General features: G+C 66.3%; 13 protein-coding genes. 3 read left to right on the forward strand and 10 right to left on the reverse strand.

The annotated features are described in order from the left end of the window. Positions 1 to 64 precede the first annotated feature (64 nt). The 10 genes from HMPREF3113_RS01380 to HMPREF3113_RS01425 form a co-directional block, all read right to left on the reverse strand. Entirely contained in the window at positions 65 to 874 is an 810-nt protein-coding gene (locus tag HMPREF3113_RS01380; RefSeq protein WP_254427773.1) for an endonuclease/exonuclease/phosphatase family protein, read from the reverse strand. 68 nt (positions 875 to 942) lie between these two features. After that, entirely contained in the window at positions 943 to 4,125 is a 3,183-nt protein-coding gene (locus HMPREF3113_RS01385) for a discoidin domain-containing protein (protein ID WP_070470357.1), read from the reverse strand. Beyond that, positions 4,122 to 4,958 carry a carbohydrate ABC transporter permease gene (locus HMPREF3113_RS01390; RefSeq protein ID WP_019182882.1) on the reverse strand — a complete coding sequence of 279 codons (837 nt, stop codon included), beginning with the start codon at positions 4,956 to 4,958 and terminating at the stop codon, positions 4,122 to 4,124. The genes HMPREF3113_RS01385 and HMPREF3113_RS01390 overlap by 4 nt, the downstream gene beginning before the upstream one ends. After that, positions 4,955 to 5,836 (reverse strand): carbohydrate ABC transporter permease, encoded by an 882-nt coding sequence (locus HMPREF3113_RS01395; RefSeq protein WP_019182881.1) that lies wholly within the window; start codon positions 5,834 to 5,836, stop codon positions 4,955 to 4,957. The genes HMPREF3113_RS01390 and HMPREF3113_RS01395 overlap by 4 nt, the downstream gene beginning before the upstream one ends. Next, positions 5,833 to 7,149: a sugar ABC transporter substrate-binding protein gene (locus HMPREF3113_RS01400; RefSeq protein WP_070470359.1), complete on the reverse strand. Its 1,317-nt coding sequence runs from the start codon at positions 7,147 to 7,149 to the stop codon at positions 5,833 to 5,835. Before HMPREF3113_RS01400 ends, HMPREF3113_RS01395 begins: the two co-directional genes overlap by 4 nt. 33 nt (positions 7,150 to 7,182) lie before the next feature. Further along, complete coding sequence (locus HMPREF3113_RS01405) at positions 7,183 to 8,796, reverse strand: glucoamylase family protein (RefSeq protein ID WP_019182879.1); 1,614 nt, start codon at positions 8,794 to 8,796, stop codon at positions 7,183 to 7,185. 226 nt (positions 8,797 to 9,022) lie between these two features. Continuing rightward, positions 9,023 to 12,082 carry a TonB-dependent receptor gene (locus HMPREF3113_RS01410; RefSeq protein ID WP_070470361.1) on the reverse strand — a complete coding sequence of 1,020 codons (3,060 nt, stop codon included), beginning with the start codon at positions 12,080 to 12,082 and terminating at the stop codon, positions 9,023 to 9,025. Between the two features lie 90 nt (positions 12,083 to 12,172). Beyond that, complete coding sequence (locus HMPREF3113_RS01415) at positions 12,173 to 13,210, reverse strand: LacI family DNA-binding transcriptional regulator (RefSeq protein ID WP_019182877.1); 1,038 nt, start codon at positions 13,208 to 13,210, stop codon at positions 12,173 to 12,175. 148 nt (positions 13,211 to 13,358) lie between these two features. Continuing rightward, entirely contained in the window at positions 13,359 to 13,628 is a 270-nt protein-coding gene (locus tag HMPREF3113_RS01420; RefSeq protein WP_070470362.1) for a BolA family protein, read from the reverse strand. Then, positions 13,625 to 13,924 (reverse strand): YciI family protein, encoded by a 300-nt coding sequence (locus HMPREF3113_RS01425; RefSeq protein ID WP_070425514.1) that lies wholly within the window; start codon positions 13,922 to 13,924, stop codon positions 13,625 to 13,627. The genes HMPREF3113_RS01420 and HMPREF3113_RS01425 overlap by 4 nt, the downstream gene beginning before the upstream one ends. Before the next feature lie 220 nt (positions 13,925 to 14,144). Here HMPREF3113_RS01425 and HMPREF3113_RS01430 point away from each other — a divergent pair, with 220 nt between their 5' ends. The 3 genes from HMPREF3113_RS01430 to HMPREF3113_RS01440 all read left to right on the forward strand — a co-directional run. After that, the gene (locus HMPREF3113_RS01430) at positions 14,145 to 15,176 is read left to right on the forward strand and encodes a segregation and condensation protein A (RefSeq protein WP_174704336.1); all 1,032 of its coding nucleotides are present in this window, start codon (positions 14,145 to 14,147) and stop codon (positions 15,174 to 15,176) included. 15 nt (positions 15,177 to 15,191) lie between these two features. After that, positions 15,192 to 16,229, forward strand: coding sequence for an SMC-Scp complex subunit ScpB (gene scpB, locus HMPREF3113_RS01435; protein WP_070470366.1), 1,038 nt, complete (start codon positions 15,192 to 15,194; stop codon positions 16,227 to 16,229). Further along, positions 16,222 to 17,895: pseudouridine synthase (locus HMPREF3113_RS01440; RefSeq protein WP_070470367.1), on the forward strand; the 1,674-nt coding region annotated here is incomplete at its 3' end. The genes scpB and HMPREF3113_RS01440, both read left to right, overlap by 8 nt.

Consider the following 17,895-nt stretch of genomic DNA (forward strand, 5'->3'; position numbering starts at 1 on the left):
TCCACGTCATCCGTGGAGGCAGCCGGTAGCGCGCTACACCATCACCGACGACGCGGCGCGCGCCTCAGGGCGTCGTCGCGCCGGCGTTGCCGGTACCCGGCGCGAACTGCAGCCGGGTCCACACGCCGTAGTGATCCGAGGCCCAGCGGCCATCGGCGTACGGCTGATCGAACAGGAGCTTCGCTTCGCGGGCAAGCAGGCGATCCTGCTGGAAGAAGATATGGTCGATGCGCGATGGCGCATCGTAGTAATGGCGGTTGAGCGTGCTGACCTGGGCCAGCTCGTTGTTGACGTGCACGCTGCCGTAGCTGTCGCCGTAGTGATTGCGCAGCTCGCTCAGGTCACCTGCATCCACCAGCGCGTTGAAGTCCCCGGCCACGACCACCGGCGCATCACCTGCGGTCTGCGCGATGAACGTCAGCAGATCGGCCACCTGCTCGCCGCGGATGCGGCTGCCCACCTCGTCCGAGCGCTCGTTCAAGTGCGTGGCATAGACATTGACCGGCCGACCGTCCACATCGATGCGCAGATGCGCCACGGTGCGGTAGTCGTTGATCGGTGCCAAGAGATGGTCGTTGCGCGTCAGCACCGGGCGCCGGGTCAGCAGTGCATTGCCATAGCGCTTGAAACGCCCCGGCGGATCGGTGGAAACGAACTGGTACTCATAGCCCAGCTTGCGCGCCAGCCACGCGGCCTGGTTGCGCACATGGGGCTTCTGGATCACCTCCTGCAACGCGATCGCATCGGGCTGCAGGGTCTGCAGCTCACGCAGGATCACCTGGCGGCGGGCCGGCCAGTTTTCGCGGTCGTGGTGCAGGTTGAAGGTGACCATGGTCATCTCCTGCGTGGCCCCTGCCCCGTTGGCCTGCGCCATCGCGACCACCGGCGCGAACGCCAGCACGGCGGCCAGCAGGCCGCGCCTCAACTTCGTCATCTGCCGCATTACGGTGCCTTGCGTTCCGCCCGGCGTACCGATGCCGGAATTTCGATCTCGACTTTGGCCGGCACCTGCATCACCCGCAGCTCGCCGCCCACCCATTGCGCTGGCTCACCGTTGATGGTGGTGGCGCCCGGCTCGCCGCTGTACGGCCATGGCAACACCACCCCACCGGCGGGCGGAATCAGGCCGGCCGACACGGTCAGGGTGAGCTGCTTGTCATTGCGGACCAGTGCGTAGTTGAGCTGACCGTTCGGCGTGCGCAGGCCCTGCACGCCGACGCCCTTGCCTTCCAGCCAACGCGACGGCAGCCCGGCGGCCAGCACCAGGCTGTCGTCGATGTCGCGGCTGTAGGCGAACATGTCCAGCGCGGAGCGCACGAAGTCCGAGGCCACCCAGGCGTGTGGCAGGTCGCCCAGGAAGAACGGCTTGCGCGGCGTGCGCGAGACCACTTCGGCCCACTGGTTCCAGGGCTGCGGCGCGCGGTCCTTGAAGAAGAACTCGGTCGCCTGCCAGGCGCGGTCGCGCCAGCCCAGGCGCACGAACGCAGCCACGTTGCGCCACTCGTACGGGGTGTAGTCCTTCCACTCGCGCTTGCCATCACGACGCGCTTCGAACTCGCTCCAGTAGCGCTCGAAGGTGTTGTTCAAGTACGGCTGCGGCAGGCGCCCCTGCTCACCGGCCGGGGCCAGTGCGATGGTGGTCGAGGTCGCGTCGAAATCGCCCAGCTCGGCCGAACCGGGCAGGTAGTCGATGCTGTGCTGCGCGGTCGCTGCCAGCAACGAGGCCTGCAGGTCGTCACGGAACTGATCGCGCGACTCGCTGATCTGCATTGCCTCGGCCTTGCCCAGGGTGCTGGCGATGATCGCGGCATCCTTGTAGCCACGCAGCGCCCAGAAGTTGTCCCAGTAGGAATGCATCGGCTTGGCCGAATAGCCCTCGTGGCTGATCGAGACCGGCATCATTCCGTAGAAGGCCGGGTTACGGGCGCGGTTTTCCTCGGTGCGCTCGCTCAGGCGCAGCTGCTCCATGTACTGGTAGGCGCCCTGCACGTGCGGCCACATCACTTCCAGGAAGGTGGTGTCGCCGGTGTAGCGCCAGTATTCGGCGATGTTGAAGATCAACTCGCCGTGGCTGTCGTTCTCCGGCACCGGATCGCTGCCGCGCGCGTCCACGCAGCACGGCACCTTGCCGTTGTCGAACTGGTACGGCGCGTACCAGTTCACGTACTGGCGCACCGCATCACTACGGCCCATGCGCAGCAGGCCCTCGGAAATCATCGCGCCGTCGCGGATCCAGCTGCGCGAGTACGAGCGCGTGCCCGGCTGGATGCTCGGCCCGATCCGCGAGATCAGCATGTGCGCCAACGCGGTGCGCAGGGTATCGGCCAGCGGCTTGCCGGCGGCCGGTACCTGCAGCGTCACCTGGTCCAGCTTGGTCCGCCACATCGAGGCGACCTGCTGTTGCGCCTTGGCGGCATCAAAGGCCTTGGGCATCGTCCAGTTGCCGGTCTGCGGCAGCACGATGGCGACCTCCCGGCTCTGGCCGGGCTCCAGTTTCCAGCGGTACAGCAGCGCGCCGGAGGCCAGGCCGGTGCCGTCCTTCACTTCGGTGGTGCCCGGCAGCTTGCCGCTGGCCAGGTGGACCACGTCCAGCTTGCTGTCGAAGGCGGTGGCGAAGGCCGCATCCGGCGCCTGCGCCGGATACAGGCGCGGCTTGCCGTTGACGTCCACATGGGTCGGGTCGACCGACAGGTTGTCGATCCGGCTCACACCGCCAACGGTGTTGAGGAACTGGGTCGGCGGATTGACCTGCCACGGGCGCACCGCCAGGGCCAGGGTGTACTCGTGGGCGACCTTGTCCGGGTTGCGCAGGGTGTAACGCCCGACCAGCTGCGCATTGTCCGGCGTGCCCTGCACGAAGCCGGTGACCTGCAGGCCGGCCTTGTCGTGGGTCCAGCCGACATTGGCGATCGGCAGGTAATCATCCTGCAGCGACTGGCTCGTCTTGACGTCGGCCCAGCTCAGCAGCTTGTTGTCCACCAGCACGAACGGCTCCACGCTGAAGCTGGACTTGGCCACTTCCAGCGCACCGTCTTCGCCGATCAGGGCCTGTTCGCGACCGCCATCCAGGCCCAGCAGCGTCCAGTACGGCTGTTCACCGATGAAGCCACGCGGCACCGAACCGCGCGGCAGGTCGGCGCCCACCGAGCGGACGAAATCATTCGGGGTATCGGCGAACTCGAGCGGCTTGAGCGTGATGTCACGGATGCCGTAGCGCCAGCTCGGGCCGCCCTTGAGGTCGAAGCGCAGATAGCGCGCCTCGGTATCCGGCAGCGCCAGCCAGTCGCGGCCACCGCCGCCGGCGGTCACCTCGCGGCGCGTGTCCCAGCTGCGCCCGTCGGCCGAGGAGCGCACTTCATACCGCGTGGCCTCCAGCCCGGGCAGCCACTCGATCACCGCCCCGCCGAACTCACGCACCTTGTGCAGGTCCAGGGTGATGGTCTGCTCGGCCACGCCGCCGCTGATCCAGACCGTGTCCGGCTTGCCATCGACGATGCGGTTCTGCAGCGCGGTGGCGGTATCGGCGATCACCGACGGGCTCAGTGAAGAGGTATCGGCCGCCGGCAGTCCCTGCAGCGTGAGCCGGTCGAAACAGACCGTGCCCTTGCCGCCGACCTTGCTGTAGATGGTGAACTCGATCGCGGCGCTGCGCTTGAGCGTCGGGTCCGTTTCCGGCCCCCAGGCCTTGTCGATCTGGCGCTTGCGGTACTGCACCGGTGCCCAGGCCTTGGGGAAGGCATAGCCGGGCCGGTTGACCCACCAGACGTTGTCGCCGCTGGCGTCGATCAGCTTGAACTGCAGGTCGTTGGCCGGGGAGTCACCGCGCAGCTGGAAGCCGAACTGGTAATTCTCCGGGTACTGGATGCCCAGCTCGCGGCGGATGCCGACGTAGCCGGACACGTTGTGGAAGTCGTAGTCCAGGCAGAGCGCGCGCCCGCCGCCGGTGCCGGCGACGCTGCGCAGCGAGCCGCTGACCTGGTCGGAGACGACCAGCTTCCAGGGCGTCATGTCGTCGAAGCTGTCCAGCACCTTGGGTGCGGGCAGCACCGGCGTCGCCGACGGTGCGGCCGAGGCCGCCAGTGACCAGACCAGACCCAGACCCACCGCGACGACGGCATGCTTCACCCTTTGACACTCCCCAGCAACAGACCTTGGATGTAATAACGCTGCAATGCCAGGAACAGCAGCAGCACCGGAACCACCGTGACCACCGCGCCGGCCATCATCATCTCAACGTCCATGATGTGCTCGCGCGAGAGCGTGGCCAGGGCCACCGGGAGAGTGTAGTGCTCCTGGTCGGTCAACACGATCAAGGGCCACATGAAATCGTTCCACGCGGCCATGAAGGTGAAGATCGACAGCGTCACCAGCACCGGCTTGAGCATCGGCAGCACGATCTGGAAGAAGATCCGCAGCTCCCCTGCCCCGTCGATCCGGGCCGCTTCGAGCAGCTCGTCCGGGATCGAACGGGCGTACTGGCGGACCAGGAAGATGCCGAACACGGTCGCCAGCGCCGGCACGATCACGCCACCGAAGTTGTTGACCAGGCCCAGCTGCTTCATCAGCAGGAACAGCGGCAGCATCGCCACCTGCGCCGGGATCACCAGCGCGGCCAGCAGCAGCTGGAAGATGCGCTCGCGGCCGGCGAAGCGCAGCTTGGCGAAGGCATAACCGGCCATGGTGTTGAGCAGCAGCGAGCCGAAGGTGATCGCCAGCGACACCATCAGGCTGTTGACGAAGTTGTTGGCCATGCCGGTACGCGCGAACAACTCATGGTAGTTCGCGGTCGTCAGCGACGAGGGCAGCAGCGGCGGCGGGAAATGCGCCGCCTCGCCGGTCGGCATGAACGACACCGACAGCATCCACAACAGCGGCGCCAGGCTCAGCGCGGCCAGCACCAGCAGGCCACCATTGACCCACCAGGCGTGCCAGCGCGATTGACCGATTTCACGACTCATACCAACTGCCTCTTGCGGCCGAAACGCAGCATGATGCTGGTCACGCCCAGGATGATCAGGAACAGCAGGAACGCCACCGCGGAGGCGCGGCCCAGGTTCCACCACTTGAAGCCTTCTTCAAACATGAAGTACAGCACGCTGACGGTGCTCTGCAGTGGGTCGCCACGGGTCATCACGTAGGGCTCGGCGAACAGCTGGAAATAGCCGGACACGGTGATCACGCCGACCACCAGCAGCACCGGGCCGAGCATCGGCAGGGTGATGTGCAGGAACTGCTTCCAGCGCGAGGCGCCGTCGATCCGGGCCGCCTCGTACAGGTCATGCGGGATCGCCTGCAGGCCGGCCAGGAAGATCACCATGTTGTAGCCGAAGTTCTTCCACACCGCGAACAGCATGATGGTCGGCATCGCCCAGTTCGGGTCGCCCAGCCAGTCGATCGGGCTGATGCCCAGGTGGCCCAGGCCGTAGTTCACCAGGCCGTAGCTGGTGTGGAACAGGTAACGCCAGATCACCGCCACCGCCACCAGGGTGGTCACCACCGGGGCGAACAGTGCGGTGCGGAACAGCGCCTTGAAGCGCGCAGCCGGGGCGTTGAGCAGGATCGCCGCGCCCAGCGACACCGCGATCGACATCGGCACACCGACGATCACGAAGTAGGTGGTGTTCCACAGCGACTTCCAGAACATCGGGGTCTGCAGCAGGTCGATGTAGTTGCCCAGCCCGACGAAGCGCAGGTTCTCGCCGTCGGCCAGTGCGTACAGATCGAAATCGGTGATGCTCAGGGCCAGTGCCGAGAACACCGGCAGGCCGAAGAACACCGCGATGACCAGGATGGCCGGGCCGGCGAACATCCAGCCGGCAAGCGAACGCTGCTTCATGGCGCCGCCTCCGTGGCGACCGCGCTGGAGTGCTGCTTGTCGCTCACCCCGGAGGCGTCGCGCCGGTGCTGCTCATGCATCCAACGGCGTTTGGCGAGGACCTTGTCCACGCGTTTGTCCAGTTCTTTCACTGCCACGTCCTGATCCATGCCACCACGCACCACCTGTTCGGTTATGATCCGCATTTCCTGCACGATGCGCTCCCACTCCAGCACCTTCGGCGTGGGCTTGACCCGCTCGAGCTGGTCGCGGAAGGGCTGCGCCAACGGGTCGTTGGCCAGCGAGGGGTAATCCCAGGTGCTGCGCCGGGGCGGGAGGTCACCAATGATCGAATGGAAGCGTTCCTGGATCGCCGGGCGCGACAGGAACTCGATCAGCTTCCACGACGCTTCCTTCTGCTGCGAGGAGCGGAAGATCACCAGGCTGGTTCCACCGGCGATGCCGGCGCCGGGGCCGTCCGGGCCCGGCAGCGCAGCGGTGCCCCACTGCCCTTCCAGCGCCTTGGGCTGCAGCTTCTTGAACTCGCGGATGTTCCAGGGGCCGGACACGTAGAACACGTTGAAGCCACGGAAGAATTCATCCCAGACGTTGGAGATCTGCGTCTCGGACATGCGCGGGGCCCAGCCCTGCGCGAACATGTTCTCGTAGAAGCCCAGCGTCCTGCGGAAGCCGGGGCTGCTGAAGTTGCCGCGGGTATCATCATCGCGCAGCAGCGGGTCCGACTGCTGCAGGGCGAAGGACAGCTGCTGCTCGAACTCGTTGATCGGCATCAACACGGCATAGCGGTTCGCGCCCTGCATCTTCTTGATCGCCGCCATCATCGCGTTCCACTCGTCCCAGGTGCGCGGCGGATGGTCATAACCGGCCTTGGCGAGCATGTCCTTGCGGTAATACAGCAGGCGGGTATCGACGTACCACGGCACGCCGACCAGCTCGTCATGGATGACGTTGGTATCCCAGATGCCCTGGAAGTAATCGGCCGGGTCCACGACCTTGGACTGCGCCACGTAGGGCTGCAGCGGGGTCAGGGTATTGAGCTCGGCGAATTCGGGAATCCAGGTATTGCCCAGCTGGCACACATCCGGCAGGCCGTCGGCCGCGAACGCGGTCAACAGCTTTTCATGCGCGGCCGTCCACGGGATGTTCTGCACATCCACATGGATACCCGGGTTTTCCGCCTCGAACTCACGGATCAGGCCGGTGACGACTTCGGCCTCGCGGCCCATCGCCCAGAAACGCACGGTCACGCCTTCCGGTTCTTTTCGGCAGGCACTCAACAACAGGCTGCCGACCAGCAGCAGCAAAAGACTCAACCCCAGCTTCGGGCGCGACGACGATGGCACTGCTTACTTCCCCTGCTGCTGGTTGCGGTTCGAATTGGAATTGTTCTTCTGTTCCTGGGCGGCTGCCGCACGCGATTCGGCGATGCCGACCGAGCGGGCCGAGGCCGCCTTTTCATCTTTCTGCAGTTCCATCGGCTGGTCCTCGCCTTCCGGCGTCAGCCAGCCACCGCTGAAGCCGGCGCGCTCCAGACCCTTGCGGATATGCGCGTTCTTCTTCATCACGTTCCAGACGAAATCGTTCCGGTAGTTGGCGATCATCGTCAGGATCGGGCCCTGGTCGATGCCGATGTAATCGCTGGCCACCCAGCCGCGATCCGGGACCAGGCGACCGGTCTTGATCGGGATGTCGTAGTTGAAGCTCGGGTTGAACGAATCCAGGAACCCGTAGCTGGAGTAGATGTAATCGCCATAGCGCTTGTGCATCTCCACCGCGGCCGGGATCACCTCTTCCGGGGCGAACACGATCGAGGAGATCGCGGCGGTCGGTGCGATGGTACCGTCATCGAAATTCTCGCGCAGGCCCGCGCCGCGCGAGGAGTAATGGCGGAACTGGCGCTGCTCGCCGCGGTATTCCTGGGTGGTGTTCTGCGGGCCGTCGCTGGCGGTCAGGCCCCACACGTTCTGGCCGTAATCCTTCCAGTTCATCGGGTTGGCGATCGCGTATTCGCGCTGCGCCAGGGCGGCCGAGCGGCTGTTGAGGAAGTAGGTGCTGCCCCGCTCGCGCATGTAGGCATCCTGGATGTCGCGGAAGTCCACCCACACGTGCGTGTACTGGTGGCCGAACAGCGGGCCGAAGGACAGGTATTCCTGGCCCTGGTAGACGCCCCAGTCGTTGTCGTAGGTGCGCGTCCAGACCGTCCAGGCGTCCGGGCTGACCGGGTGGGTCGGCGAGCCGAGCGCGAGGATGTAGACCATCATCGCCTCGTTGTAGCCCATCCAGTCGTGATCGATGAAGCCGCTCTCCGGGAACCAGCCCATCGAGATCAGCGGTGCGCGCTGCTGCAGCCAGGGCCAGTCCACGCGCTTGTAGAGCGTGTCGGCGATCTCGCGGATCTCTTTCTCGCGCGCGTCGTCACCGTCGTAATAGGACTGTGCGAACAGCACGCCCATCATCAGCAGCGCGGTATCCACGCTGGAGAGCTCCACCCAGCTGTCGTAGCGGCGGCCTTCCTGCATGTCCAGGAAGTGGTAGTAGAAGCCCTTGTAACCGGCCTTGCCGGTGCGCTGTGGGCCCATCGGCAGGTCGCGGAAATACTTCAGCGTCAGCAGGGTGCGGTCGATCGCCTGGGTGCGGCTGACCCAGCCGTTCTCGATGCCGATCGGATACGCGGTCAGCGCATAGCCCACCGAGGCGATGCTCGCGAACGGGCGCGACGGGTAACGGTCCGGGCTGAGCCCGTTGACCTCGTTGGTGGTATCCCAGAAGAACTGGAAGGTGCGGCGCTCGATATCGTCGAACAGCGGCGGCAGTTCCGGCTTCATCGGCCGCGGCGGCACATCCGCCTCGACCAGGATCACGGGCGGCTTGGGCTTGGCCGGCTCCTGCTGGGCCTGCGGCTGACAGGCAACGGCGGCGACGCTGATCGCCGCAGCGGTCAACAGGTGGCGTGCCTGCATGGGCCAACTCCTTCTACGGTGTTCGTGACTGGGAAGCATAACGTCCAATGACCTGAAATCGTTTACAGAACGCCGCTTAAAAAAACCACGCGTGCGTGGTCCGAACAAGCGGGTCATTGCCCAGGCCGCTGCCACCCTCCGTGGCAGCGGCCTGGACAATGGACTGGCCCGAAGGCCAGCCATTGCCATGAAACCGGCCCCGTCCAAAGACGGGGCCGTTGTTGCATCAGAAGCGGAAGCCGACTTCTGCCTTGACCTGACGCGGCGTACCGATGATGTCGCCGGTCTCGTTGTAGCTGGCCTGCAGCTTGCCGTTGGTCTTGACGTAGTTGTAGGTCGAGAAGTTGTCGAAGTTGAACACGTTGATGATGTCGATACGAGCGTACAGCTCGGTCTCGCCCGGCATCTTGAACGTCTTCGTCGCCTGCAGATCGACCGAACGGTAGCCGAAGATCTTGCCACCCAGCAGGAACTTGCCATTGGCATTGGGCACGGCTGCCTGCGGGGTCGGCAGGTTGTAGCCACTGGCCTGCGGCACCGGGTACCAGTCGTTGACGGCGGTCGGGGTAGCCAGGGTGACCTTGCCACCGAAGGTGATGCCCCAGAAGCCCGCGTACGAACCGGTGACCACCAGGCGGTGGCGCGGCGCGCCGTTGGAACGGATGGTCGGATAATCTTCGATCAGGCCGCGGTCGAACGCGTACTTCTCGTTGATGTCACGGTTGTGGCGCGCGGTGGTCCAGGTGTAGGCCACCGAGGTGCCCCAGCCGCTTTCCTGGGTGAACGGCTTCTGCGCCGACAGCAGGACCTGGGTCGCACGGGTCTTGATGCCCTGCTGGCCGATGATCAGGCTGCCGAAGCCCGGCACGTTGCAGCTCCAGGCCTGGCTCAGGCCCGGGTCGGTGCCGCCGCACAGGCGCGGGTCATCGAAGAACTGGCCGGTCGGGTAACGGTTGCCCAGGGTGAAGGCGAAGCCGTCGTAGCTCAGGGTGCGGGAAATGGTGGCATCGGTCAGCCACTCACCGACCTGGTTGCTCATGCCGAAGCTGAACTGGTCCGAGTACGGCACCTTGAGGTTGTTGTTCAGCAGATCGACTTCCAGGCCGGCGTTGCTGGTCGAACCGACCAGGGCCTGCAGGTTGCCGATGCCGTTGAGCAGGTTCGGGTTCCAGTCATAGCAGGCGGCCTGGCCGTCGATGCAGGTGCCGGTGGGCGGGTTGCGGAAGTAGATGGTCGGCTGCGGCAGGGCCAGCTTGGTGGTTTCCAGCTGCAGGTTGTCGAACAGATCGCGGTCATACGAACGACCGGCACCACCGTGGAACACGTGCTGCTCGTCGGCGTTGACGTCATACGAGAAGCCCAGGCGCGGCTGCCAGGCATCCTTGAACGCCTTGCGGTTGTGGCCGTTGCTGATGTAGTCGCCGATGTTCAGGCCGCCCAGCGCCAGCGAATCGGCGTAGGTCTGGCCGGCGGCCGCGCGCGGATCCTGCGAGTAGATCGCGTCGACCACCTGCTGCGGAGTCACGAAGTCCAGGTAGGACGGGGTCTTCTCGTAGTCCCAACGCAGGCCGAGGTTCAGCTGCAGATGGTCGTTGACCTGCCAGTCGTCCTGGATGAACAGGCCGATCTGCTTGGACTTCGAGCGCACTTCGCCCGACACGCCCGACACGCCGGTCACCGGCTTGACGAACTGCGCCTTGTACGGAATGGAAGACGGGAAGTCCGGATCACCCAGGCTGTAGGTGAAGGTCGGATTGATCTGCGCGGCATCGGATGCGTACAGATCGATCTGCTTGTACTTGGCGCCCATCTTGATGGTGTGGTCACCCTGCCACTCGATGCCGTCCAGGGTCAGGTTGTCTTCGATCGACCAGCCCTTCTGGCCCTTCACCTGCGAATCCAGCGCCGATGCGCCACCGATCTTGACCACGGTGCGGTCTTCGGTGCCGTCCGGTGCGGTGTAGGTGATGCCGTTGGCCAGGGTCAGCGGGGTCGGGTTGTTGAACGAATCTTCGTGGGTGACCATCAGTTCGTTGTAGTAACGCTCGCCGCTGTGGTTCCAGCGCAGGGCGTAACGACGGTCGGTGTTGACCACTTCGCGGCCGGCTTCCGGCGAGGTCTGGCCGCTGAACTGCGACTGGGTTTCATCGCGGTCCTGGAAGGTCAGCTCGATGCGATCGTTGTCGGTCGGCTCGAAGTCGATCTTGCCGAAGATCAGATCCTGCTGGAACGGCTGGCTGGCCGGGCCGAGGCCGGCGGCGCCTTCCGGCGGCAGCAGGGCGGCAGCGCGGCCGACCGCGCCGTCCGGCGCGATGGTGACCGGCAGGTCGAAGCGCTTGGCTTCGTAGGTCACGAAGAAGTGCGCCTTGTCCTGGATGATCGGGCCACCCAATGCAAACCCGTATTCCTTCTCGGCCGATGCCTCTTTGCTCTGGCCAGCCTGGCGCTCGGCCGGGGTCTTGGCGCGCATGTCTTCGTTGGTGTAACGGTAGAAGGTTTCACCCTTGAACTCGTTGGTACCGGACTTGGTGGCCGCGGTCACGGCCGCGCTCGACACCTGGCCGTATTCGGCCTTGTAGTTGCCGCTGATGACCTTGTATTCACCGATCGCCAGCTGCGGGAACGGGTTGCCGGCGCTGCCGGACTGGCCGGCCACGCCGCCGCCCTTGACGTAGCTCTTCTGGCCCACGCCGTCGATGTAGACGTTGGTGCCGTCGGAGTTGGTGGCACCGCCGCGCAGCGAGGTGTTGCCCTTGGCATCACGGGTGAAGATCAGGCCCGGCACCGCGTCGGCGAATTCCAGGAAGTTGCGCGACACCTGCGGGGTGGTCTGGATCTGCTGCAGGCTGACGGTCTTGCCCACTTCGGAGGTACGCACTTCCTGCAGCAGGGTCGGTGCAATGACGTTGACCGTGTCCAGGTTGGTGGCGTTGGCGGTGCCGCCGTTGGCCGGCGCGCCGCTGAAGTTCAGGGTCGCGGTGGAGGCCACGGTGACCGTCACCTTCTGCGTCTGGCCATTGGCCACGACGTTGTAGGTGCCCGGGTCCAGGCCCATCAGCGAGTAGCTGCCATCGGCACGGGTGGTGGCGCGGCGCACGGTGCCGCTGGCCACGTTGGTGGCGGTGACTTCGGTGCCGGCGGCAGCCTCGGCGACCTGGCCGCGCAGCGACGAGGTGGCCGACTGCGCCATCACGCTCGGGGCGGCGCCCAGCATCAGGCAGGTGACCAGCGCGCTGGACAACAGACTGCGTGCGGGCGCGCGGTTGCGGTGATTGGAATACGTCATGTAACTCTCCGGGTGGTGGTGGCCGTCTTTGCGGCCCCTGTCGTTTTATGTGGTGCGTTTTTTTAGGGCGTCACGACCAACGGTCGTGACCTACTGCTCGGTTCTGGCTCTGCTCGAATCACGCACGATCAGGGTCGGTACAAGCGTCTGCTTGTCGCCGGCCCCTTCTGTGTTGTTGCCATCCATCAACTGCAGCAGGCGCGTCGCGGCCTTATCGCCGAGGTCGGCGATACTCACCTGCATCGTTGTCAACGATGGGTGAACGAAACGTGCCAGCGGAATGTCATCGAACCCCGCCAATGCGACATCGAACGGGACACGGACGCCTGCCTGCGCGAACGCATACAGACACCCCAGCGCCATCATGTCGTTGGCGGCGAACACCGCGTCGGGCAGCGTGCCGGCTGCCAGCAACTCCTGTCCGGCGCGATGGCCGGAAGCTTCGTCAAAGTCACCGGGCAACTCGATCCCTTCGGCAGCATCGCCGAAGGCCGCCAGCGCATCGCGGAAACCGCGCAGGCGCTCACGGGCGTCGTAGTTGAGGTCCGGACCGGAAATGAAGGCGATGCGCCGATGCCCGACGTCCAGCAGGTGGCGGGTCATGGCCATCGCGCCGGCATGGTCATCGATGCTCAGCACCGGATGATCCTGCTCGGGCAGATACGTGTTGATCAGCACCGTGGGCAACGACTGCGGCAGGTTGTCGGTCAGGAAGCCCGGGCTCTCGGCATACGGCGAGAGCACCAGCAACCCATCGACACGGCCGCGCATGGCCCGCAGGGCCGCGCCCTGCTGCTCCTGGTCACCGTGGTAACTGGACACGAGCAGATGCTGGCGACGCTCGCGGGCCACCCCATCGATGCCGCGCATCAGTTCGGAGAAGAATTCGCCATAGAGATCGGGCAACACCACGCCAATGGTATTGGTCCGTCGGCTGCTCAGGCTCCGGGCCGCTGCATGCGGGGTATAGCGCAGTCGCGCCGCCACCTCCAGCACCAGCTTGCGCACGGGCTCGGCAACATTTTCATGGCCATTGAGTGCGCGCGAGACCGTGGCAACAGAGACACGGGCTTCACGGGCGACATCTTTGATAGTGATCGCTGCCTTGTTCACTTCGCCGCCCTCCACGGCTTAGAGATCTGGGCTTGGCGCGGAATGTAAGCGTTTTCAAACCCGGATGTAAACACTACGTTAGCCTCATGTCGTACGGCGGTAACCAAAAGCTGTCCATGGCGGCCCTGTCCGGGACCGACCAGGACAAGGCGGGACAAGGGTTTCAGCGGTTTTTGACCGGTGTCTCGGCGCGAATGGACAACGCGTGGATATCGGTCTCCATCATCGTCCCCAGGGCCGCATAGACGGCCCGATGGCGCGCCAGCGGGAGCTTTCCTTCGAAGGCTGCGCTGACCACGTGCACCTTGAAGTGCCCCCGACCATCACGCGCGCCCTCGTGGCCGGCATGGCGATGACTGTCGTCCTTGACCTCCAGCAGCTCCGGATCCAGCGCCTGCTGCAGCGCCTCGCGGATGCGTTCGACCCGGTTCATGGCAGGACCTTGCGGAACGGACGCACTTGGACGCGCACGTAGACGCCCGACTCCACATAGGGATCGGCGGCGGCCCAGTCCTGGGCGTGGGTCAGCGAATCGAACGCGGCGATCACCACGCTGCCGCTGAAGCCGGCCGGGCCGGGATCTTCGCTGTCGATGGCCGGGCACGGGCCGGCCAGCAGCAGCCGGCCTTCATCCTGCAGGGCCTGCAGCCGGGCCAGATGGGCCGGGCGCGACGCCAGACGGGCGGCCAGCACATCGGTGCCGTCATAGCCTTCAATCACATACCACACGGGCAACTCCGAGGTCTTGTTGAATCGATCCCGCGCATTCTAGCGGGGCTGGCTGGACACTGGCGCCCCAACCCCGTAGTCTTAGCTCCATTGCACGTGGCTGGACGCAGCGCCCCGTCGGCCCTCGGCTCCACCGCCAGCCGACGACCGATCCACTGCCCCACACCAGCACACGTAGACGACCTCCCCGTAGTTCTGTCGCTGCCCATCGCGGCGCGCCTTGCTGTTTGAAGTGTGGAACCGCGCCGACCCAGGCGTGTCATGGCTTGCCATCCTGCCGCCCGGGACCGTTCCGGACGCTGGCATGGTGCGGCGACCGGTCCGTTGCAATACTGACGTCTATTTGATGACTGCCGAACTCGCGCCCGACGCGAACCCGCCAACCCGAGTGCCCGCCCCACAGCAGCAGGAAATGCCGCTGGCCGTGGTGCATGGACAGCCGGTCCTGCAGATCCCGCAGGACCTGTACATCCCACCGGACGCGCTGGAAGTCATCCTGGATGCCTTCGAAGGTCCACTGGACCTGCTGCTGTACCTGATCCGCCGGCAGAACCTGGACATCCTGGACATCCCGGTGGCCGAGATCACCCGCCAGTACGTCGAGTACATCAACGTCATGCAGGAGCTGCGCTTCGAACTGGCGGCCGAATACCTGGTGATGGCGGCGATCCTGGCCGAAGTGAAGTCGCGGATGCTGCTGCCGCGGCCGCCCAGCATCGAGGGCGAGGAAGCCGATCCACGCGCCGAGCTGGTGCGCCGGCTGCAGGAGTACGAACGTTTCAAGCAGGCTGCCGAAGACATCGACAGCCTGCCCCGCCAGGACCGCGATACCACCGTGGCCCACGCCTTCGTCCCCGACCGCGCGGCCGTCAAGCTGCCGCCGCCGGTGGATCTGAAGGAAATGCTGATGGCGCTGCACGACGTGCTCAAGCGCGCCGAGCTGTTCACCGGCCACGCGATCAAACGCGAGGCACTGAGCGTGCGCCAGCGGATGGGCGACGTGCTGGGTCGTCTGGAAGACGGCAGGTTCTACCGGTTTGAAACGCTGTTCACCGCCGAAGAAGGCAAGCTGGGGGTGCTGGTCACCTTCCTGGCCCTGCTCGAACTGGCCAAGGAACAGCTGCTGGACATCGTCCAGGAAGCTCCGCTGGCGCCGATCTACGTGAAGTCCCTGGCCGCCGGCAACACCAACGAACCGCTGCAGTTCAACAGTGAGTTCGACGACAACGACGCCGCCAACGCATCCGACTGAGCACCCGACCCACGTATGGATCAACCGCTGATCAACCGTATTGTCGAAGGCGCCCTGCTGGCCGCCAGCGAGCCGTTGACGCTGGCGCAGCTGCAGGGTCTGTTCCCGGAAGAGGAACCGGCACCGCCGGGCAGCATCGAACGCGCGCTGGAACTGCTGCGCGAAGGCTGCCAGGACCGCGGCGTGGAACTGGTCGAGGTGGCCTCCGGCTTCCGCTTCCAGGTCACCAGCGAGGTGCACGGTTACATCACCCGGCTGTGGACCGAACGCAAGACCCGCTACACCCGCGCGACCCTGGAAACGCTGGCCCTGATCGCCTACCGCCAGCCGATCACCCGCGGCGAGATCGAACAGGTCCGCGGCGTGGCGGTCAGCAGCAACATCATCCAGGCCCTGGAAGAGCGTGAATGGATCCGCGTGATCGGCCACCGCGACGTGCCCGGCAAGCCGGCGCTGTTCGGCACCACCAAGGGCTTCCTGGATTATTTCGGCCTCAAGCGCCTGGACGAACTGCCGCCGCTGTCCGAGCTGCGCGACCTGGGTGAGCTGGAACCGCAGCTGCCGCTGGACAGCGAAGGCCAGCCGGCCGGCCGCCTGCCCGCAGGCGCGGCGACACCGGATGCGGCGCTGGACAGCGACGCGGCCAACGACGACGACGCCCCGGCGCCGACGGACCCTGCGGAGCCGGTGGATCCTGCAGCGCCGGTGGATCCTGCAGACCCGGTGGACCCGGCCGCCGCCCGCCTGGCCGCCCGCGTGGCGCTGGCCTCGGCCCGGCTGGCGGAGCAGCCGGCAGATACGGACAATAGCGAAGCTTCCGCCGATGCGGACGCTTCGGACACCCCATCCCATGCGCCGTTGTCGCCTGCCGACGACGACGCGGATACGACCGCCAGCGATGGCGAACCCGATACCGCGCCGGGAGAGCGCGCGGCGCCCCAGAACGAAACCGAAAACAACGCCGTCGCGAAGACGACCGTGGCTGTTGACGAAGCCGATCCCGAACCAGAGGCCGACGCATCCGTTGCCGGCCGGAGCCAAGTAAATGAGTGACACCCCCCGCAAGCCGTCGTTGAACAAGCTTTCGCTCAAGCGCGAAACCGCCTCCGAACAGCCCAAGCTCGAAGAGCGCCTGCACAAAGTGCTGGCGCAGGCAGGCCTGGGTTCGCGCCGCGCGCTGGAACAGCGCATCGCCGATGGCCTGGTCAAGGTCAATGGCGAGGTCGCGCAGACCGGCCAGTCGATCAAGAGCGGCGACAAAGTCGAACTGGACGGCCGTGGCTTCGTGGCCACCGCGCTGACCGAAACGTCGCGCGTGCTGGCCTACAACAAGCCGGAAGGCGAAGTGACCACGCGCGAAGATCCCGAAGGTCGCCCGACCGTGTTCGAAGCGCTGCCTGCCCTGAAGGGCGCGCGCTGGATCGCGATCGGCCGCCTGGACATCAACACCACCGGCCTGCTGCTGGCGACCACCGATGGTGAGCTGGCCAACGCGATGATGCATCCCTCCTACGAGGTCGAGCGCGAATACGTGGTGCGCGTGCGTGCCCCGGAAGGCGAAGAGAAGGTGCCGGACAGCATCGTCGACCGCCTCGCCCGTGGCGTCGCGCTGGAAGACGGCCCGGCCAAGTTCGACGAGATCGAACGCATCGGCGGCACCGACTCGCACGACTGGTTCCGCGTGGTCGTCAAGGAAGGCCGCAACCGCGAAGTGCGCCGCCTGTGGGAATCGCAGGGCTGCCAGGTCAGCCGCCTGAAGCGCACCCGCTACGGCAAGGTGAGCCTGCCGCGCGAACTGCTGCGTGGCCAGTCGGTCGAACTGCCGGCCAAGCAGGTCGAAGCGCTGCGCGCCGAACTGAAGCTGGAAGAAGGCGCGCCGTCGGCGCTGACCCTGCAGCCGGTGATCGGCCAGCGCCGCGCCGCCAAGACCACCGTGCGCGTCTCGCGCGAGGGTGGCCGTGGCAACGCCTACGTCAACGGCCACAACTCGGCCGATGAAGGCCGAGAACTGCGTCGTTTCGACAACGTGCGCGAAGAGCGCGGCCGTGGTCGCGGCGGCAAGGGCGGCGGCTTCAAGGGTGGCCTGACGGTCAGCGGCGAAGCAGCAGCCAAGCAGTCGCAGCGCCCGTTCAAGGCGCGCCCGGACAAGGGCAACCGTGCGCTGCCGGAAGGCAACCCGGCCGCGTTCCGCAGCTGGTACGTGCCCGACGGTGTCAGCACCGGCCCGAGCGGCCACCGCAATGCCGGCCCGGGCGCTGCCCGTGGCCCAGGTTCGCGCGGTCCGGGTGCCGGCGCAGGCGCCGGCGGCCAGGGCCGTCCGTACGGCAAGCCGAAGGGTCCGGGTGGCGCAGGCGGCCCGGGTCGCGGCAGCTACGGCGGCGGCGCTGAAGGCCGCGGCGGTTATGCCGGCGGTGGCGAAAGCCGTGGCGGCTACGGCGGCCAGGGCCGTCCGGCCGGTCCGGGCGGCGGTGGCAACCGCGGCGCCCAGGGGGGCCAGGGTCCGTCCCGCCATCCGTATGGCCATCCGGGCAATGCACCGAGCTTCCCGTCCGACCACGCCAATCCGGGCGCCAGCCCGTACGGCAGCGCGCGCCCGGCGGGCAACCGCGGTCCGGGTGGTCCGGGTGGTCCGGGTGGCAACCGTGGCCCGGGCGGCGCCAATGCGCGCGGTCCTGGCGGCAATCGCGGCCCCGGTGGTCCGGGCGGCAACCGGGGCCCG

This window comes from Stenotrophomonas sp. HMSC10F06 (genome assembly GCF_001807865.1).
Lineage (GTDB): Bacteria > Pseudomonadota > Gammaproteobacteria > Xanthomonadales > Xanthomonadaceae > Stenotrophomonas > Stenotrophomonas bentonitica_A.